Source organism: Acidobacteriota bacterium, assembly GCA_009838525.1.
Classification (GTDB): Bacteria; Acidobacteriota; Vicinamibacteria; order Vicinamibacterales; family UBA8438; genus VXRJ01.
Genome location: VXRJ01000023.1, coordinates 14,831 through 34,061 on the forward strand (window position 1 = coordinate 14,831; position 19,231 = coordinate 34,061).

Consider the following 19,231-nt stretch of genomic DNA (forward strand, 5'->3'; position numbering starts at 1 on the left):
TTCCGGCAAGGAGCGGCCCCCGGGCGCCCTGACGGGCGCGTTGGGAGTTTCGCGGTCGCGAAACTCCTGAGTCCCAAACCCCTAGTTGTCGTTGTTCGTGAGCGCCTCGCGCTCGGCCAGGGCCGCTTCGAAGTCTTCGTCATCCAGGTAGGTGACGTTGACCCAGGCGTGGCCCATTTCGTCCACCGTCCGGTCGCCGTAGCCGACCCACTGGTTCGGATCGGGGTTGGCGCGGTTCCCCGACGTGTTGTCGTACCACGACTTCAGGTGCAGCACGGTCCCCTTCGGGAGCAGCGGCGCCGCGTGGTCCGCGTACACGTAGTTGAGGTGCCAGTTGAAGTTGAAGTCGCTGACGCGGCTCAGCACTTCCGTCGTGCCGTCCGGCAGAATGGCCGTCATCTGCATGCCCTTGCCGCGCAGATGCATGTGCGGCTGGTAGTTCTCCACGCGGCCGTTCTGCTTCAGCACGTGGAACCGTTCGGTAGTCGTGATCGCGTTGGGCGGAATCGACAGGTGATCGCTGCCGCCCTCGATGGTGCTGAACGCCGACAGGACCTGCCGGTGCTTCGGCTCCTCGCCCTTCGGATAGAGGTAGAGACCCAGCTCCACGGTGTCGGTGATCTCCTCGCCGACCGCGTGATAGTGAATGTCCCAGAGGATGCTCGATCCGGCCTTGATCAGCTTGCCGCTGTTCGGCCGCATGATCTCGCCCTGCTTGCCGACCGCCCACTCCATCAGGAGGCCGGGACCGACATCGGACGCGGCGCCGAGCGAATCTGGATCCTCCTCCTGCTGCAGCCGCGCCAGCGCGTGGTGCGTGATGCGGCGGCCGTCGACGCTCGACGGGCGGATCTCGATGGCGCGGATCCAGCGATCCTCGGTCAGACCGGTCGGCACTTCCGGCTTCCACCAGCGATCCTGCGCCACCGCCGGCACCGTGTAGGGCTCGGAGTAGATGACCAGGTCGGGCGGTCCGCCGAACAGGCCGGCGAAGTTCCAGACGTCGTCATCGACGAACTCGACCGGCGGCGGCATGTCCTCCGGATTGCCGCGCGGCGCGCCACCGTCCACCCAGCGGGCAATGGTGTCGATCTCATCGTCGGTCAGCGAGCGGTCGTTCTCGAACGCCTGAATCCCGACCGACTTGTCGATGTGCCACGGCGGCATCTGCCGGGTCTCCACGCGAGTCTTGATCGAGCGGGCCCACGGCCGCGATTCCTCGTAGGTGACGAGCGACATCGGTGCGATGTAGCCCGGCCGGTGGCACGCCTGGCATTTCGCCTGGAAGATCGGCGCGATGTCCTTGGTAAAGGTGGGAACCTCGTCCTCGGCAGCGGCCGCCGAGCCCGGAAGGGCCAGCGCCAGAACGCCCAGAATCAAGGCCAGCATGCTGATCTCGCGTCTCATGGAAGACTACCTCCTGCGTACGTGCGAAGTGGATATTGTACCTGCCCCCCTAATGGCGTTGCAACTCCCGGCGCCGGCCACCGCGGACCTACTCCGCGATCCGGTAGACCGCCTCGGCGGTGCGGACGATCAGGCTGTCGTCCAGGATGGCTGGCGTCGCCATCGTGAACTCGTCGAGCGGATTCTCCGCCAGCACCCGGAACTCGGGGCCCGCTTCGATGACGTACGTCGTCCCCTGCTCGCTCAACGCGAAAATTCGACCGTTGTACGCCCAGGGCGACGCGGTGAACGCCTGGCCGACGTCGACCCGCTGCCGGCCGTACACCTCCGCGCCGGTCCGCGCGTCATGGCACGTCATCAGGCCCCGGTCGAGCAGCGTGTAGTAGTAATCGCCATAGATGAGCGGTGAGGGATGGTAGCTGCCCCCCTGCTCCAGCGACCAGGCGACGAATGCGTTCGAGGTCTCGCCCTCCGCGAGCGAGATGTCGCCCGAAGCGCCCGGCCGGATGGCGTAGACGGGCCGGAAGAAGTCGCCGATGTAACCCGACTCCAGGTAGAGCAGGCCGTGTGCGGCGACCGGCGTGGGAATGACGATGCTCGACATCCCCGCCAGCTCCCAAAGCGGGTTGCCTTCCAGGTCGTAGGATCGGATGCGGTCCGTCCCCACCGTAACGAGCTCGGTCCGGTCGGAGTTTTCCCACACGAACGGCGTGGCCCAGTTGGTTCCCTCGTCACGGTCCGTGCGCCACACCTCCGCGCCGGTCTCGGCGCTGAGCGCCGTGACGTACGACTGGTCGTCAGTGTCGACCACCAGGTAAATCCGCCCGGCGTGCAGCACGGGGGATGCCGCCGTGCCCCACCCGTTGCGGGTCCGCGCCGGCTCCAGCTCGCGCGACCAGAGGAGCGCGCCGTCATCGACGTCGAGCGCATACAGGCCGACGTTGCCGAAGAGCACGTAGAGCCGCTCGCCGTCCGTGACCGGCGTCTCGGAAGCGAACGTGTTCTTCAGGTGGTGGGAGGACCGGGGAACCCCGGTGTGCAGCTCCACCTCCCAGCGGGCCGCCCCGGTCTCCAGATCAAGCGCGAGGACGCGCCAATGGTGGACATCTTGCGGCGTATCGCGCTCCCCGTTGCGGTACCACCCGCTCTCCGGCGCTTCCACGTCGCCGTCGCTCACCACCGTGGTGACGAAGACGGCGCCGCCCGCAACCACCGGCGAGCTCCATCCCAGCCCCGGAACCTCGGTCCGCCATGCGACATTCTCGGTCCGGCTCCACCGCTCCGGCAGGTTCGGGTTGTCGGCCACCACGCCGGTCCCGTCCGGTCCGCGGAACCGATTCCATTCCGCTTCCTGGGCCGTCACGAATGCCGGCGTGCACAGCGCGAGCCCCGACATGAACAGAACGAGCACGACCGCCAATCTCCTATCGCCGATAGATGACAATGTTCCCCTCCACCGCCACGAAAACGTGATCCTCGTCCACCGCCAGTGCGCCGCCCCGGCCACCCAGGGCCGCGGAGGCGACACGCGCCGGGGCCTCGGGATCGCCGACGTCGAACACCTCGAGCGTTTCGCCGCTCGCCACATACAGACGCTCGCCCCAGATCGCGGCCCCCGCGGCGCTCCCGCCGACCGGCACCGGCGCCGTAACGCGCGGAGCGGCGGGATCCGAGACATCCACGAGTTGCATGCCCGCCCGGCCGCTGACGATGGCGACGACAGCCGGGGCCGCGCCACCCAGCGAACGCCCGTCCGGCGCGACTACCCGGCCCACCGGATCGCGTCCGAGCGACAGGACGCCGACCGCTTCCGGCGCCGCCGCATCCGAAACATCGACCACGACCAGCCCCATCGGCTGATCGGCGACGAACACCAGCGAGCCGCCGGCCGCGATGCCGCGTGGGAATCCGTCGCCGAGGTACTCGCCGACGCGCGCGAGCTCGCCTGTACCGGCGCCGCCAACAATGTCGAACCCGAGCGAATTGTCACCCACGAACAGGTGCGGGCCCGCCGCGGCGACCCCGACCGCCTGCCCTCGCGTCGGCGATGTCGCGGTGACCGCCGGGGCCGACGGATCGGACAGGTCGAGTCGGCGGAGACCGTCGTGGCTGTTGGCAACGTACGCCGCGCCGCCATCCGGCGCGATCACCAGGTCGAACGCCGGCTCCTCGAAGTCGTGCCGGCCGAGCAGACGTGGCGTGGTCGGGTCGGCGAGATCGACGACCTGGACGCTCGAACCCTGGGCGGCGACGAGGCGGTCTGCCGAAACGCCAAGCGCCGCCGCCTCGACCGGCACCACGCCCACCCTTTCGAGGCTCGACGACTGGGCCGATCCGGCAGCCGTGATCAGCGCCAGAACGAACGTGATGGGCGGGGCACGTTTCAACGCAACGGCCGGCATCGCGCAGCAGTCTATTACGTCAGTTAGGATTTTCATCATGCACAGACGAACTGAATCCCACGCTCGCCGGTTCATGGTACCGCCGGATCGCGCATGGCTCGCGGCTTCCGCGTGCATCGTGCTTTGGCTTGCCGGAGGCGTCACCGACGCTGCCGCGCAAGGCGCCCAGGCCACCCTTGCCGGCGTGGTGACCGACGCGCAGGGAGGTGCGATCCCCGGCGTGACGGTGACTGCGGAGTCGCCGGCGCTGGCATCCCCCACCACCGCGGTGACCGACGCCGCCGGTCAATACAGTCTCACGGTGCCGGCCGGCGCCTACGCGATCACTTTCGGCGCGAACGGCTTTGATCCCGAACGGCGTGCCGGCGTGATGCTAACCGCCGGCGTTACACGCAACCTCGACGTGACGCTGCAGTTGGCGGCGCTCGCGGAGCAGGTGGACGTGGTTGGCGTCACGCCTCTCGCCGGCGTCGGGCTCGAACGTGACCGGGTGGCCGGAAGCGTGTCGGTGGTGGAGACGGACGAGGTGCTTGCCCGCGGCGCCGCGTCGTTCGCGGACATGCTCCACGAACGGCTCGGATCGGTAACGCTGGAGGGCACGACGACCAACCTGTTCCAGCCGACGCTCCGCTTCCGCGGCTTCACCGCGTCGCCCCTGCTCGGCCTGCCCCAGGGCATCGCCGTCTACCAGAACGGCGTCCGGATCAATGAGCCGTTCGGCGACACGGTGCAGTTCGACCTGATGCCGCAATTCGCCATCGATCAGGTGGAGTTGAGCGCCGGCGCCAACCCGACGTTCGGACTCAACGCACTCGGCGGCGCGCTCGCGCTGCGGCTCAAGAACGGGTTCGACAACCCGGGCTTCCGGGGAGAGTTCTCCGGCGGATCGTTCGGCCGCACCACCACGACCGCGGAGTACGGCGCGAACAACGGCCGCTGGGCCTTCTATGGCGGCGCCAGCCGCTTCGAGGAGACCGGCTGGCGGGTTGCGTCGCCGTCGGACGTGACGCAACTCTTCGCGGACATCGGCTACCGCAGCGAGCGGGCGAACGGCGGCATCAACGTCACCTACGCCGACACCAGCCTGACCGGCAACGCGGCCGCGCCGGTGGAACTTCTCGACGTAGACCGCAACGCCGTCTTCACGTATCCCGACGTCACCGACAACCGGCTCGGCTTCGTGCAGGCGCGCACGAATCTCACCCTCTCGCCCGTCTGGTCGATGCAGGTGACCGGCTACTACCGCGACCTCGACCGCCGAACCCTGAACGGCGACGAGGCGGAGTTCGAAGCGTGTGACGACGACCTCCTGCCTCCGGGCGCGCCCGCGGGAACGCTCTGCTTCGGCGAAGACGACGACGATGATGACGACAACGGCCACGATGACGATGGTCACGACGACGACGACGACCACGATCATGGGGACGACGACGGCGACGATGACGGCCACGATGACGACGACGACCATGACGACGACCACGACCACGATGACGACGACCATGATGATGACCACGACGATGATGACGAGTTCTTCGCCATCCCGCTCATCGATCAGGCAACGAGCCGCTTCATCACCGCGCTCGACGTAGCCGGAGACGGCGCGATCAACCGCACCTTCACGCGGACCCGGGGTTACGGCACGAGCTTCCAGGCGACCGCCCGGACGACGGTAGGCGGCACCGACAACGTCTTCGTGGCCGGCCTTTCCGCCGACCTGGCCGACACCGACTTCTCCACGAGCAGCGAGACAGGCTCGCTGACGCCTGACCGGGGCGTCACCGGCTCCGGCCTCTTCGCCAGCCTGCACGGACTGGGAGGCGACGACATCTTCAACACCGGACTCGAAAGCACGAATAATCTGGTCGGCCTGTATGTAAGCAACACGCTCTCGCCGACCGACCGGGTCCACCTGACGGTCTCGGGCCGCTACAACCGGGCACAGATCGACATCGTGGATCTCCTGGGCAGCTCGCTGGACGGCTCCCACACCTTCGACCGGTTCAATCCAGCCGCCGGCGTCGTGATCGACACGGGCGATGGAACCTCCCTCTTTGCGCGATACTCCGAATCGAGCCGCGCCCCGACGGCGGCCGAGTTGAGCTGCGCCGACCCGGCCGAACCCTGTCGCGTACCAAACGCGTTCGTCGCCGATCCACCGCTCGATCAGATCGTCGCGCGCTCGTTCGAAGCGGGAGTGCGGGGCCGTTGGGGAAGCGGTGAATGGTCCCTCACCTCCTACCGCACCCTCATCGACGACGATATCCTCTTCATCGCATCACCCGAGCTGATCGGGACCGGCTATTTCCAGAACGCCGGCAACACGGCGCGGCTCGGATTCGACATCGAGTTGAGCGGCCGGGTGGAGCGGACCTCCTGGTACGCCAGCGTCGGCGTGGTGGATGCGACCTTCGAGTCCCCGCTACTGCTGCCGGGTGACGAGGAAGTGAACGACGCCGCTGACGACGATGGCCTGCCGGTGGAGCCGGGCGACCGGCTCCCGGGCATCCCGCGCTACAGCCTGAAGGCGGGCATCCGTCAGGCGGTGACGGACGATTGGGATGTCGCGCTGGAAACCGTGACGGCATCGAGCCGCTACTTCGCCGGCGACGAGGGTAACGACCAGGTGACGCTCGACGGCTACGGGATCGTCACGTTCCTTTCCGCCTACCGGATCGGCGCGGGCGTAGAGCTGTTCGGCCGAGTCGAGAACCTGTTCGGCGCTCTCTACTCCACGGCAGGAATACTCGCCGAGCTCGAGGTGCACCTGCGCGAGGTGCCGAACGCGAGCGATCCGCGGTTCGTCGCACCCGGCCCGCCGCGCAGCGCGTTCGGAGGAATCCGCGTCCGGTTCTGACGCCGCGCCGGTTCAGCCCACCTGTAGGAGGTTGACGACCTCCCGGGTTTCGAACGCCTGGCGGGCGATCGACTCGATGAGCCGGCTCTCCACGTCGCTCCGGACGACACCGACCAGCGTCACCACGCCATTGTCCACGAGGATGCGAAAGGGCGGGACGGCCGCCAACTGCGTGTAGTGCGACAGGGTCGGGTGACGAAGCGCCCGAAAGGCGATGACCGACCGGAGCTCGTTGTCGCGGCGCGTGGAGGACTGTCTGGCGACCTGCATGTCGATCTCCTGCACGCCGCGGATCTTGGCGATCCGTTCGAACAGGTCGCCGATCTTGTCGCGCTCGGGCGAGACGCTGCCGACCAGCGTCACCACACCCGCATTCACGCGGCCGCCGATGTAGTCCCAGACCGTCATGTGGACGTAGCGACGGATCGCGCGCGCTACCTGCGCCGCCACCTCGTCGTCGTCCTCGACCTCGGGAACCGTCAGCTCGCTGGCCACCGTCTCGATGGCGTCGTGGTCGAGCGCCGCCTCTATCGCCCGCGTCTTCTCCCACAGGTTCTCCGCCCGGCCGGCGAGCGTCGCTTCCGCCCCCGCAACGGTCACAACGAGATCGTCCACGTCGGCGTCGTCGCGCACCGCCTCCGCCACCTCGCGTTCGACGGCGGCCTGCGCGGCCTCCGCATTCGCCGTGAACACGATCGCCAGCGCCAGGAGGGCTGGCAGGACGCCGGCCGAGACGGTTCCCGCCGCCGTTCTCATGGTCCCGTTCCTCCGGGATTTCAGTGGGTGGACTTCCCGTCGGTCGACACGACGTACCGGACTCCAAACCGGGTGACGGTCACGTGGACGGTGCCGGATGGCGCATCCGGCGGTCTGTCGTACCGGACCAGGTGCTGCCGGGCCAACTCGCGGTTGCGCTCCAGGATCCGGTCGGCGATCCCGCCAAGGGCATCGCGCAGGTCCGAACCGAGGGAGGCCCTCCGATACGACCCTTCGGTGTAGGTCTCGAGGTCGCGGCCGACCGCTTCCGGCAGCGTCACACCGCGCCGCAGCACGTTCGGGTTGAGCGGCTGCATCAGCAGCGTGTGGGCCCTCATGCCGGCGTCGCGCGCCTGCTCGACCATCTCCGTGAACCGCTGTGTCGATGCGCGGCTCCGGTCGACCCCCGCAGTGGAGATGACGACCAGCACGCCGCGAAACGGTCCGCTGTCCTCGGCAAGCCATTCGCCCGCCATGACGAGTCCGTCCAGCAGGCGCAGGGACCGGCCCCCCACACCGAGCCGCTCGATGCCCTCGCGTATGGGTACCGGCTCGATCTCGCCCTGCACCAGCCATCTCGGGTTCGGCGACAACGTCACGATCGACACCTCCTGGTAGGGAGGCAGGCGGTCGACGAAGTACTGCAAGCCCTCCTGCACGCGGTCGAGCCCGCGCCTCGCGCGACGGCTGTTGTCCACCAGAATCACCACCCGGGCCGGCAGGTTGGCCAGGCGGACATCGACCACCGGCCGGACGATGCCGTCCTCGCGGACTATCACCTCGGCCCGGTCCAGGTCGGTCACGAGCGCGCCGGACGCCTGTTCGAACGCGTGCACGTAAAGGCGGGACTGCGCGGCAACCGGCGCTGCGTCGAGCCCAAGGAGGAGGGCGGGTGCAAGCAACGCGCCGCCTGCGAGGCGGGCGACCGTACGCCGCGTCGACCGACGCGCCATCTTCATTGTGATCGGCCGTTCGTCCCGGCGGACCCCGCTAGCGCGCCCTTGCGGGCGCGTTGGAAGTTCCGCTCGCGCGAAACTTCTACGACCCAGGCTCCTACGGCGTGGCACCCGCCGACAGGTCCTGACTGTCGATGGAGTACTTGACCCAGCCCTCGAACATCTCATCCCAACTCTGCTCACCCCAGTAGACCTCGCGGTGCGGCGCCGGATTGAACCGGTTGCGGCGCGAGTTGTCGTAGTGCCCCTCGACGATGAGCCGGCTGCCGGCCGGGATGCGCAGCGGCTCCATCAGCTCGAACTCGGTCTGCCAGTTGAAGTCGTAGCGCGGCACGTCGAGCAGCAGCTCCTCGCGCCCGTCCGGCCAGACCAGCGTGAACCGCATGTCCTTCCCGCGCAGATGCATGTGGGGCGAGATCGCGTAGAAGGTGATCGGCTCCGCCACGTCGGTCTGCATCAGGATTTGCCAATCGTCGGCGTGCGGCGGAATCGGCGGCACCTCGCGCCCCGGCACCTCCTCCCCATTGACGATGACCGGCAGCCGGCGGTCGGGTGTCGTCGGCAGGGGGCTGCCGATGGTGCGGGACAACATCTCGTGCGTGACCTCACCCTTCGCCGTCCAGATGCCGATGCGCGAGTGGTCCGTCTCGGGACGGCCCGTCACGTTGTAGTGCAGGCTCCACCGGAGGTACTGGCCGCCCGGCACCCGCTTCGCCACGCCGTCGTGGAACATCTCGAACCCGCGCCCCGGCACGAAGCAGATCAGCTTGGCGGCGCCCGCGCCCAGCACGTTCGACTCGCGGGCGCCCGCCGCCCGGATCGCGTCGTCGGTGAGCGGTCTGCCGTCCAGATACGGCACCCCGTCGCGCAACTCGGTCCCCTCCGGCAGGGAGGTGACGTGCGCGCTCATGTGATGGACGACCGACCGGTTGCCCGGCAGCATTTCGACCGCTTCCGCGAACACGTCCTCCTCAAACGGGATCTTCGAGTAGATGTTGTAGTACGGCACTTCGCCGACGGCCGGTATCTCCATGACGACCGGCAGGTCGAGAATGATGTCCGGCGGGCGCCCGCTCGGATGATGCCACTCGTTAGTGGTGAACACGGGCAGCGGCGGCAGGTCCCCCGGGTTCCCCCGGGGTGCGCCGGCGTCCACCCAGGCCGCGACGGTGTCGATTGCCTCCCGGCTGAGCGCGCGGACGTTCCGGATGGCCACGCCGTCCGGACCCGCGTGCCACGGCGGCATCTCCCGCGACACCACCTTGTCCCGGATGGAGCGCGCCCAGGGCCGCACCTCCTCGTACGACAGCAACGCCATCGGCGCGATGTCGCCCGGCCGGTGGCAGCTCGCGCAGTGCTCGAACAGGATCGGCGCGACATCGCGCGCGAAGGTGGGCTCGGCCCCGGCAGACGCCGCCGGCAGGAGCGCCAGCGGTGCGACCAAGAAGACGGTGCAGCCGATGCGGTACATGGACATAGTCTGACTCTGCGCGGATCGAAAACGGGATCTGGCAGTTGCTAATGGCCATGCTACCGTACCCCTGCGATGGGCAAAAGGAGCCGCCGCCGGGCCGGGGGAGTCGATAAAACGCCCGGCCGGCCGGCACCGGTTCGGCCGCCGTCGCCAGGCCCGGTCGGGCCGCAAACGGTAGGCTCCGGCACGCTCGCCGCCATCTTTGCCACTGCGCTCGCCATCCGCCTGATCCATGTATGGCAGCTCGGTGCGTCACCTTTCGCGGACCTTCTGATGGGCGATTCAGCGGGCTACGACCGGTGGGCGCGCGACATCGCCGGAGGGAACTGGCTCGGCTCGGACATCTTCTATCAGGCGCCGCTCTACCCGTACCTGCTCGGGATCGTTTACTCGCTGTTCGGTCCCGACATAACGATGGTCCGGATCTGCCAGGCAGCGCTCGGCGCCGGCTCGTGCGTCCTGCTGGCGGCCGCCGCCGGACGGTTCTTCAACCGGCGCGTCGGCGTCGCCACGGGCTTGGTGCTCGCGTTCTACGCGCCGGCCATCTTCGTCGACGCGACCGTTCAGAAGTCAGTGGTCGACCTCTTCCTGCTCTCCGGCGCGCTCTGGCTCGTCAGCCGGACGCTGGACGGGCAAACGCCCGGACGGATCTGGATCGGGATCGGTCTCTGGCTCGGAGCGCTCTGCCTGACCCGGGAGAACGCGCTGGTCTTGATCGCGGCGCTCGTCCCGTGGCTATGGCTGCAAAGGAGCGAGCGGAGTGACTGGATCCGCTCCGCGGCGCTGATCGCCGCGGGGGTCGCGGCCATGCTGGCGCCGGTCGCGGCACGCAACGCCTACGTCGGCGGCGAATGGCACCTGACGACGTCGCAGCTTGGGCCCAACCTCTATATCGGGAACAACGCGGAATCGGACGGCACCTATCGGGCCCTGCGGTACGGCCGGGGAGATCCGCTCTTTGAACGGGACGACGCGACCGAACTGGCCGAAGCGGCGCTCGGCCGCAGTCTCACGCCGGGCGAGGTATCCGGCTATTGGGTCGGACGCGTGGTGGACGACGTGACGGCGGCGCCGGGGCGCTGGATCCGGCTCCTCGGCCGCAAGGCCGCCCTCACCGTGAACGCAGTCGAGGTAATCGACACCGAGAGCCAGTACGCCCATGCGGAATACTCGACGTCACTAGCCGCATTGGGCTGGCTGACGCACTTCGGCGTGCTCATTCCCCTGGCCGCGCTGGGCATGGCCGTCACCTGGCCGGCGCGGCGCCGGCTGCTGCCGCTCTACCTGATGGCGGTTTTCTACGCGGCCAGCGTCGTGGCGTTCTACGTTTTTGCGCGCTATCGCTTTCCCCTGGCGCCCTTCGCCATCCTGTTCGCGGTAGCCGGTGTGGACCAGGTGATCCAGGTCGCGCGGGGACGGACGACGATGCCGCGCGCGCCACTTGTCGCCGCCGCCGTCCTCGTCACCGCGGTCGCCGCCAACTGGCCGCTGCTCGCCACCGCCAGCATGCGCGCCACCAGCTACAACAACCTGGCGACGGCATACCGCGAACGAGGCGACCTGGCGACCGCCATCGATCTGTACCGGCGCGCGCTCTCGCTGGACCCGGCCTACGCCCAGGCGCACAGCAACCTCGGAAGCGCGCTCGCCGCCAGCGGTGATCCAGGCAGCGCCATCTCGCACTACGAAGAGGCGTTGGCCGGCGATGCGGGACGCGGAGACTTCCGCTTCAATTTCGGCAACGCGCTGCTCGCGCTCGGCCGGTACACGGAAGCCGAAGAGCAGTTTCGCCAGGCCCTCGCCTCCTGGCCGGAGGACGCCGAGGCGCTGAACAACCTCGGGATGGCGCTCGGCTCCATGGGCCGCATGACCGAGGCGGCTGACGCCTTTCGGGAGTCCGTCCGTCTCGACCCCGCCGGGGCGCTGGCGCACCGGAACCTGGCCGTCGCTCTCGAGGAACTGGGAGACGCGGCCGGCGCCCGACATCATCTGGCCGAGGCCGAACGGCTGGAAGGGGCTGGCGCCGGTACGCCGCAGCCGCGTTGACGCGATATCCACGCTGGCCGACAGGGAGATACGGGAAGCATGGCCGAGCTCAAGACGAAGAAAAACAAGGCGGACGTCGGGGCCTTCCTCGACGCGATCGAGAACGAGAAGCGCCGTCAGGACTGCCGCGCCGTCGTCGACCTGATGGCCGATGCCACGGGCGAGGCGCCGGCGATGTGGGGCGACAGCATCATCGGCTTCGGCAGCTACCACTACCAGTACGCCACCGGCCGCGAGGGCGACTGGATGGCGACCGGGGTGTCGCCACGCAAGCAGAACCTCACCGTCTACATCATGACCGGCTTCGACCGGCACGACGCGCTGATGAAGAGGCTCGGCCGCTACAGGACCGGCAGGTCATGCCTCTACATCAACAAGCTGGAGGACGTGGACCTGGCGGTACTCCGGGAACTCGTTCGAGAGTCGTTCGCGAAGGTCTCGAAGGGGCAGTACGGCTGGTAGCGCCCGGCAGTCCAACAACAGAAAAGCGGCTCCTCAGGCTGGACTCGAACTAACCCTGTAAGTATAACATTATAAACAGGTTACAGATACGAGCCCTCCAGTTATCCCACCCACACTACCACGCGACGCGCCGCGTTCTTCCGACAGTTGTGACGCCCGAGCGCCCCGTTCACCGGCTCGGTCCCGCGTCCCGTTCGTGTCCCGGTGTTCTCCACCGGAACGCCAAGTCCAGAAACTCGCGCGCCCGGTTCTTGATCTTCTCGTCCGGGAACAGGTCCCGGTAGATCCGGAGCGCCTCCTCCGGACGCTTCAGTCCCAAGTGCTTGCACAGCACAGCGATGTCCTCCCGGTCCTTGCCTCGCGCCGCCAGCAGCTTCATCGCCAACAGGTGCTTGGCCGACGCGCCGGTCACCGTCAGGTGCCGAGACTGGTACACCGTCTCCGCCCGTCCATCCGCCGCCCGCGGGGTTGCAGTCGTCGCCTCGTCGTTGAGCCACGTGTCGCCCAAGCCGTGCCGGCGGCCGACCTTGCGCACGGCTTCCACCAGCCGGGGGTGCCCCGCATCGATCCGGGCGTCAACGTCTCTCGTCGTCCGTTCCCGGTCGAACGCCAAGCTCATCGCGGCCCCGCCCACGATGTAGATCTGCGCGCGTGTCCGGCTGAACCGCAACTCGGCCGACAGTTCGTCGAACAGCTTGACGAGTCTCTCCCGGTCAAGGGGTCCACTCATACCGTTCTCCCCCTCGACTGTCGAGGTCCCGCGGGTCCGGGATCGCACCGTGCCGCAGGAACGCGGCCGGCGCGTACATCAGCGACTCCATCCGGCCCGACGGGATCGGGGAGAGAACCCAGGTAGTCTCGAGGAACCGTTCCGGCTCGTCCACCCACGCCGGCCGCTCGTGCCCGTGCAGCCACGCCACGTGTTCCACCATCGCGGCCAGCAGCGCATCCCACTTCGTGTTCGTCAGCGGCACCCGCTCCGTCAGCGCCGCCCGTTGCTGCGCCGCGTTCAGGACGTTGAAGTCCCGCGGCAGGCCGCACACGATCCACCGTTCGATGTCCGACTCCGGCCACCCTTCCCGTATGCCCTCGGTGTAGGCGACCACCGTGAACGGAGCGTCGTCGGTCCAGGTATTCGGCCGCTCGAACGGCGGTATCTCCATGTCCGCGGCTGCAGCCAGCTCGTGAACGCCCTTCTCGTCGAGCAGCTCGTTGACCAGACGTTCCAGCTCGGCCCACTGGTCGCTGGTGAAGTCGGCCGTCAGGTCATCGAACGTGACCCGCGGCGGGTTCTGCCGGTGGCCGACCATGCGCTCGGTCGCCTCCTCGTACGCCTCGTTCACCAAGCGGTCAATCTCCCGGCGGGTAGGTGCCAGATCGTCCAGCCGGCGGAGCTGCTCTGGGGTGAACGTCTCCTCGACCAGCTCTCCCCGCGGGCGGTGTCCGGTCATCGTGCGCCTTCTCGCCCCGCTATGCGACGCGCTTGCCAGTGATGGTTTCGCGGAGGCCTCCCAGTCCAGGCAGAATCCCACAACGGCCTATCGAAGTCCAGACGATGGCCTGAGCGGGACACGCGCAAGGGTGCGGGCCGTCGACGCTCCCGGTGGTGGTTGGCTCGCCACGGACCACCTGCATCGAGCCTCCGACGTCGACACGATGACTGCACGGCAGTTGTCGTTCAGCGCCGCAGAGCGCCAGTACAGGCCCCGGCAGGCATCGTTGGCGCGCCCGGTCGGTCCACTACAGACAAGGAGGTGCGGGTTGAAGCTGAAGTGGTTCGTCGGTGTCGACTGGGGTACGCAGAAGCACCAGGCGTGCGTAGTTGACGCCGACGGAGAGGTGATCGGCGAGCGGGCGTTCGAGCATGGCGGCGAGGGGCTGTCGGCGATGGCGGACTGGCTGTTGTCGGTGACGGACAGCGAGGCGGCCGCGGTCGGCGTGGCGATAAAGGTGCCGCGCGGTCCGGTGGTCGAGAGCCTTATGGAGCGGGGCTTCGCGGTCCACCCGATCAACCCGAAGCAGCTCGACCGCTTCCGGGATCGCATCTCGCCGTCTGGCGCGAAGGACGACCGGCAAGAATAATTGTCGTTGACCGGCCTTGGCGGTGAGACGCACTGCTTCGAGTGCTGCGGCCGGATCCCACTGAGCCGTTTCAGGAGTGTTCTGCGCACTCCGTACAGCGAAGGGGGAGACACGCATGACACGGTCAATCCGACACGGTGCAGCAGCGCTGCTCGTCGCAGGCGCGGCGGTTAGCCCGACCGCCGCGCAGCCGCGGAACGAGGTCGAGCTTGGCGGTGGCTTCCACGCCGCCATCGCCCTTGGCGACATGATCGAGCTGCCGTCGGTGCCGACGGTCGACGCGCGGGTGGTGCGTTGGCTAAGCGACCGGTGGGGCATCGCCGGACGCGTCCTCGTAGGCATCGGCTCGAACAGGCCGGACGAGTCCGCCGTTGTCGAACGGCGCTGGCCGACGTACGTCCAGGTCACTGTGCGTTACAGGGTCGCGAGCACGGAGAAGACGGCCTTGCACGTCGGATTCGGCGGCGGGATGGGCCGGGTAAGCGAGACCGTGCGCTACGGGCAGGGAATCACCGCAGAGAACTACCGCTCGGGACCGCACTACGTGGCTCTGGAGGCGCTCTCCTCGCGAGCCGTGACGGAGAGGTTTAGTTTCCGGTACGGGGCCACGATGGTCCTGCCGGTGCACATACATCCGGTCGTGCTGGCGGCGTACCAGTTCTGAGAGGCGACGAATTCGGCAACCGGGTTCCATCAGGTCCACCGGCCATGCCGACGTTTGCGGAAACCCTGACCGCCATCGAGCAACTCAGATTCAGCCGCGCCAGCGTGGGATTGGGAAGCGGCCCTTTCCGGTGCCAGCGCCGTTCGCCTGATGAACGTCGGCCTTGCCATCTTGACAGCCGGCAGCGACGGCAGAGCGCCGTCGATGGCGTCGCCGGCGAGGTTGTGCGTCGGCGAAACACCCAACATTTGCAGGTGTTTTCGGTACTTCAGGGGATCGGACGAGAAGGAGAGTTGGCTCCTCAGGCTGGACTCGAACCAGCAACCCTCCGGTTAACAGCCGGATGCTCTGCCAATTGAGCTACTGAGGAACACCCAGTGCCGGGCGCCGCGGGCGCCACAAGCAACGGATCATAGCACGAGCCGCCCTACGGCCCGGCGTGACGGCGTGACGGCGCGCCTAACGCCGCGTGGGAGCTGCCCACCCGCAAGGACGCTAACTCCTGGCAGCCTTGCGAGCCCGCACGCGGCTGCGCGTACGTAACTGCACGAGCGCGCCGCAGAGGCCCAGAACCAGCCAGCCGATGGCGAACGGAGCGTGGCCGTCAATCGGCACCATCGGAAAGAGCTGCGTCACATCACCGGTTGTGGCAGTGACCGCCGCCTCGTTCCCCGCGAGCGCCATGCCGCCCACGATGGCCGTCCAGCCACCGAGAAACGCGGTGGCGGCGATGAGTACATAGTGACGCACCAGCAACATCACGAGCGCTCCGCCGACGCTCGTGGCCAGGAGCACCCTGACGTCGGGATCTCCTTCCATCGCCAGGTTCAGGATGAACGCGGCGAGTCCGGCGCCCAACAGGGCGACGCCGGCCAGGTAGAAACCGATGGCGAGCCCCGCCCCCACCAGGCCGCCGGCAACCGTGGCGGCGATCAATTCCCACGCCGCAAGGTCTCCGGCGATCAGCGGCGTAATGATGATGCCGGCCACGAACCCGTACAGGGCGAGCAGCGCCCGCAGCAGCCGGTAGCCGGCGAGGGTCGCTACCAGCCCGCCGCCAAGTAGAATGACGGCCACGGGCAGCTGGAGCGACACGGACGGCATGATCGGCTGATTATGACAGCCACCACCCCAGGCGTTCTTCGCGGCTGACTGCCGATCCGCCACTGATGACGCCACCCGCACCCGCCGCAGCTCCACGCTACCGGATGGTCGTCGGCCTGCTCACCGCGGCAGGCGGCCTGGCGCTCTTCTGGTACTTCGTCCGCCAGGCCGGCGTCGCCGATATCGCGGCCGGGGTCCGCAACCTGGGCTGGGCGTTCGGCCTCGTGCTGCTGCTTTCGGGAATGCGGTTTGCCGTCCGCTCGATCGCCTGGATCCGCTGCATGCCGCCCGGTCACGGACTGCGGCTGCGCGACGTCCTGCCCGCCTTCATCGCCGGGGACGCGGTGGGCAACCTCGCGCCGTTCGGCGTCGTCGTCGGCGAGCCGGCCAAGTCCGCCTGCCTCGCGGACCGTGCGCCAATCAACCGTACGTTCCCGGCCCTCGCGGTGGAGACGCTCTTCTACACGCTGTCCATCGTCGTGCTGCTGATAGCCGGGGCGGCGGCGCTGCTGCTCATCGTGCGGCCCCCGGAATCCGACTGGCGCGCCGGCGTGGCGGTCGTGGGACTGCTGACCGCCGGCGTCGCGGCGGCGCACTGGATCCTCTGGCGGAGGATTCCCGTCGCGAGCGCCACGCTCAGCCTGCTCCGCCTCGACGCGGGGACCGGAGCCCTGGGGCGGCTCGCACGCCGCGTGAAGCGTCTGGAATCGCACCTGCACCGCGACTATCCCCGCGACTGGCGGCGCGTCCTGCTGCTGGGCGGCCTCGAGGTGACCTTCCCCCTGCTGTCGATGGTCGAGGTCTGGGTGGTCCTGTCGATCATCGGAGGGCGTCCGCCGACCCTCGTCGAGGCTTTCGTCTTCGAAGCCGCAAACCGCTTCGTCAACGTCGTCTTCAAGTTCGTGCCGCTGCGGTTCGGCGTCGATGAAGCCGGAACCGGCATGCTGGCGGAACTGCTGGCGTTCGGCACCGCGGCGGGCGTCACCCTCGCCATCGTGCGGAAGGGCCGGATGCTCGTCTGGGCCGCGGTCGGCGTCGCCTTCCTTGTGCGGCGCGGGTTGTCGATCGCGCAGTTGGGGGCCGTGGCGACACGGGGACGTGACAGCGTCGCTGTCGCGATCATGGCGCGCTCGCCGGAAGGCCCCCGTGCACCGAAAGGACGGTTGCGCGACGTGGTGCCGGACGAAGCGGACCGGCGCCGCCTGTACGCCGCGTTCCTGGCCGATACCGTCGCGGCGTGCCGCACGCTCGACGGGGTCAGCCTATGGGTGGCGTACGCGCCCGAGGGCGGACGCGACGGGTTTGCCGCGGCAGGCATCGATGACGCCGAGCTGATCGCGCAGCGGGGCGACGACCTCGGCGGACGCGAACGGGCCCTGTTCAACGATCTGTTCGCGGAGGGGTTCGGCTCCGTCGTCGTGATCGGATCCGACCTGCCGACGCTCCCCGCGTCGCATGTCGCCGACGCCGCGCGCATGCTGCGCGACACCCCCGCCGTGCTCGGCCGGGCCGAAGACGGTGGCTACTATCTGATCGGCCTGGCCGCCCCGCCGCCGGGCGGCGACTTGCCCGACCTCTTCACCGGAGTGCGTTGGGGCACCGCGGATGCCTTTGAAGACACCTTGCGCGCCGCCGAAACGGCGCGCGTGGCGATGGATCAGGTGGCGCCGTGGTACGACGTCGACGATGCCGCGGGGCTGGCCCGCCTCAAGCGCGACCTCGAAGGCGACGCCTCGGCCCCGGCCACCGCCGCGGCCCTATCCGCGCTGCGCCGCGCCGGCGGCTGATCCCGGCCGTCACAGGTCACGGCGGCCTTCCATCGCCTTGTGGATGGTGACGTCGTCGGCATACTCGAGGTCGCCGCCGACCGGAAGCCCCATGGCGATCCGCGTGACGCGCAGGCCGATCGGCTTGAGCAGTTTGGCCAGATAGATGGCGGTCGCCTCCCCTTCGACGTTCGGATTCGTGGCGATGATGACTTCCTCCACGCTACCGTTGCGGACACGGTCGAGCAGGCCCTTGATGCGGAGTTCGTCCGGCCCTACCCCCTGCAGCGGCGACAGTGCTCCCATCAACACGTGGTAGGCGCCGTTGAACTCCCTGGTCCGCTCCACGGCGCTGACGTTGTGCGGCTCCTCGACGACGCAGATGACCTTCCGGTCGCGCCCGTCGTGCGTGCAGTAGTAGCAGGGGTCGGCGTCAGTGATGTTGTTGCAGGTCGAGCAGTAGGTGATCTGCTCCTTGACGTTGCGGATCGCCTCGACCAGCTCCTCGACGTCGGACCGTGCCTGACGCAACAGATGAAACGCCAGCCGTTGCGCACCCTTGGCGCCAATGCCCGGCAACCGCTGCAGTTGGTCGATCAGCTCGCGCAGCGGACGGACCTCGGTCATCCGGTCAATCCCGGGATGCCGAGCCCCCCCATCATCCCGCGCATCCGGCCGCCGACTTCCTCGTCCACTTTCCGCTGCGCGTCACTGATCGCCGCGACAATGAGATCCTGCAGCATCTCGACGTCGTCCTTCGAGACCACCTCCGGATCGATCGTGATCGAGCGGACCTGCTTCATGCCGTTCATGACGACCGTCACCATGCCGCCGCCCGCGGTAGCCTCCACCTGGGCCTCGGCCAGTTCGCGCTGCAGGCGCTCCTGCATCTGCTGCGCCTGCTTCATCATCTGCTGTGCCTGTTGAATGTTCATGAGATCTTCTCAATACGGGTGATCTCCGCCGGAAACACCTCCAGCATCGCCTTCACCGCAGCGTTCTCCCTCACCCTGGCCCGCAGTTCCTCTGCGCCTTCGTCATCTTGGGCGCCGGCGTCCGCATCCGCTTCCCGGGCGCCGGCGTCCGCACCCGCCCTCGGCGCGTCGGAGCGTGCCTGCACGGAGGTCTCCGCGGCGGTCGTGCCGGATCCCGCCGCGCGCCCTGGCGAAGCCGGCGGTGGCGTTGCCGGCCGGTGCGATCCGCTCCCAGCCACCCGGCCCCCGGCCAACCGGCGCTCCGCCCCTCCGCCGTCCGGCGC

The 19,231-nt window shown here is 68.5% G+C and carries 17 protein-coding genes and 1 tRNA gene; 6 read left to right on the forward strand and 12 right to left on the reverse strand.

Annotated features, from left to right (window positions below; all coding sequences use genetic code 11):
• Positions 1–81: 81 nt before the first annotated feature.
• From F4Y45_11365 to F4Y45_11375, 3 genes are all read right to left on the reverse strand, one after another.
• A complete protein-coding gene (locus tag F4Y45_11365) occupies positions 82–1,407 on the reverse strand; it encodes a cytochrome c (GenBank protein MXY25107.1) in 1,326 nt (441 codons plus the stop codon).
• Between the two features lie 88 nt (positions 1,408–1,495).
• Positions 1,496–2,803 carry a PQQ-binding-like beta-propeller repeat protein gene (locus tag F4Y45_11370; GenBank protein ID MXY25108.1) on the reverse strand — a complete coding sequence of 436 codons (1,308 nt, stop codon included), beginning with the start codon at positions 2,801–2,803 and terminating at the stop codon, positions 1,496–1,498.
• A gap of 28 nt (positions 2,804–2,831) precedes the next feature.
• Complete coding sequence (locus tag F4Y45_11375) at positions 2,832–3,926, reverse strand: hypothetical protein (GenBank protein MXY25109.1); 1,095 nt, start codon at positions 3,924–3,926, stop codon at positions 2,832–2,834.
• Between F4Y45_11375 and F4Y45_11380 the strand changes: the two genes are divergently transcribed.
• On the forward strand, positions 3,775–6,663 hold the full coding sequence (locus tag F4Y45_11380; protein ID MXY25110.1) for a TonB-dependent receptor: 2,889 nt from the start codon (positions 3,775–3,777) through the stop codon (positions 6,661–6,663). The genes F4Y45_11375 and F4Y45_11380 overlap by 152 nt on opposite strands.
• A gap of 12 nt (positions 6,664–6,675) precedes the next feature.
• Here F4Y45_11380 and F4Y45_11385 read toward each other — a convergent pair whose 3' ends face one another.
• Entirely contained in the window at positions 6,676–7,995 is a 1,320-nt protein-coding gene (locus F4Y45_11385; protein MXY25111.1) for a BON domain-containing protein, read from the reverse strand.
• A gap of 477 nt (positions 7,996–8,472) precedes the next feature.
• On the reverse strand, positions 8,473–9,852 hold the full coding sequence (locus F4Y45_11390) for a hypothetical protein (GenBank protein ID MXY25112.1): 1,380 nt from the start codon (positions 9,850–9,852) through the stop codon (positions 8,473–8,475).
• Between the two features lie 69 nt (positions 9,853–9,921).
• On the opposite strand from F4Y45_11390, the gene F4Y45_11395 reads away from it, so the two are divergent.
• Positions 9,922–11,895 carry a tetratricopeptide repeat protein gene (locus F4Y45_11395; protein MXY25113.1) on the forward strand — a complete coding sequence of 658 codons (1,974 nt, stop codon included), beginning with the start codon at positions 9,922–9,924 and terminating at the stop codon, positions 11,893–11,895.
• 39 nt (positions 11,896–11,934) lie between these two features.
• Positions 11,935–12,357: a DUF1801 domain-containing protein gene (locus tag F4Y45_11400; GenBank protein ID MXY25114.1), complete on the forward strand. Its 423-nt coding sequence runs from the start codon at positions 11,935–11,937 to the stop codon at positions 12,355–12,357.
• A 169-nt stretch (positions 12,358–12,526) separates the two neighbouring features.
• Here the strand turns inward: F4Y45_11400 and F4Y45_11405 are convergent, their stop codons facing one another.
• Positions 12,527–13,087: a nucleotidyl transferase gene (locus F4Y45_11405; GenBank protein ID MXY25115.1), complete on the reverse strand. Its 561-nt coding sequence runs from the start codon at positions 13,085–13,087 to the stop codon at positions 12,527–12,529.
• Positions 13,071–13,700, reverse strand: coding sequence for a hypothetical protein (locus F4Y45_11410; protein MXY25116.1), 630 nt, complete (start codon positions 13,698–13,700; stop codon positions 13,071–13,073). The genes F4Y45_11405 and F4Y45_11410 overlap by 17 nt, the downstream gene beginning before the upstream one ends.
• Here F4Y45_11410 and F4Y45_11415 point away from each other — a divergent pair.
• Both F4Y45_11415 and F4Y45_11420 read left to right on the forward strand, forming a co-directional pair.
• Positions 13,666–14,439, forward strand: coding sequence for an IS110 family transposase (locus tag F4Y45_11415; GenBank protein ID MXY25117.1), 774 nt, complete (start codon positions 13,666–13,668; stop codon positions 14,437–14,439). The genes F4Y45_11410 and F4Y45_11415 overlap by 35 nt on opposite strands.
• A gap of 115 nt (positions 14,440–14,554) precedes the next feature.
• Entirely contained in the window at positions 14,555–15,103 is a 549-nt protein-coding gene (locus tag F4Y45_11420) for a hypothetical protein (protein MXY25118.1), read from the forward strand.
• A gap of 294 nt (positions 15,104–15,397) precedes the next feature.
• Here F4Y45_11420 and F4Y45_11425 read toward each other — a convergent pair.
• Together F4Y45_11425 and F4Y45_11430 are read right to left on the reverse strand one after the other, a co-directional pair.
• Positions 15,398–15,473 (reverse strand) — tRNA-Asn (locus F4Y45_11425).
• 125 nt (positions 15,474–15,598) lie between these two features.
• Positions 15,599–16,207 carry a DUF4203 domain-containing protein gene (locus F4Y45_11430; GenBank protein MXY25119.1) on the reverse strand — a complete coding sequence of 203 codons (609 nt, stop codon included), beginning with the start codon at positions 16,205–16,207 and terminating at the stop codon, positions 15,599–15,601.
• A gap of 65 nt (positions 16,208–16,272) precedes the next feature.
• Here F4Y45_11430 and F4Y45_11435 point away from each other — a divergent pair, with 65 nt between their 5' ends.
• Positions 16,273–17,994 (forward strand): DUF2064 domain-containing protein, encoded by a 1,722-nt coding sequence (locus F4Y45_11435; GenBank protein MXY25120.1) that lies wholly within the window; start codon positions 16,273–16,275, stop codon positions 17,992–17,994.
• A gap of 9 nt (positions 17,995–18,003) precedes the next feature.
• Here the strand turns inward: F4Y45_11435 and recR are convergent, their stop codons facing one another.
• Genes recR through F4Y45_11450 form a run of 3 tightly spaced genes read right to left on the reverse strand, consistent with a single transcriptional unit; the run spans position 18,004 to position 19,093 of the window.
• Complete coding sequence (recR, locus tag F4Y45_11440) at positions 18,004–18,600, reverse strand: recombination protein RecR (GenBank protein MXY25121.1); 597 nt, start codon at positions 18,598–18,600, stop codon at positions 18,004–18,006.
• The gene (locus F4Y45_11445) at positions 18,597–18,902 is read right to left on the reverse strand and encodes a YbaB/EbfC family nucleoid-associated protein (protein ID MXY25122.1); all 306 of its coding nucleotides are present in this window, start codon (positions 18,900–18,902) and stop codon (positions 18,597–18,599) included. Before F4Y45_11445 ends, recR begins: the two co-directional genes overlap by 4 nt.
• Positions 18,903–18,904: 2 nt before the next feature.
• Positions 18,905–19,093, reverse strand: a complete 189-nt coding sequence (locus tag F4Y45_11450) for a hypothetical protein (protein MXY25123.1) — start codon at positions 19,091–19,093, stop codon at positions 18,905–18,907.
• Positions 19,094–19,231 lie beyond the last annotated feature (138 nt).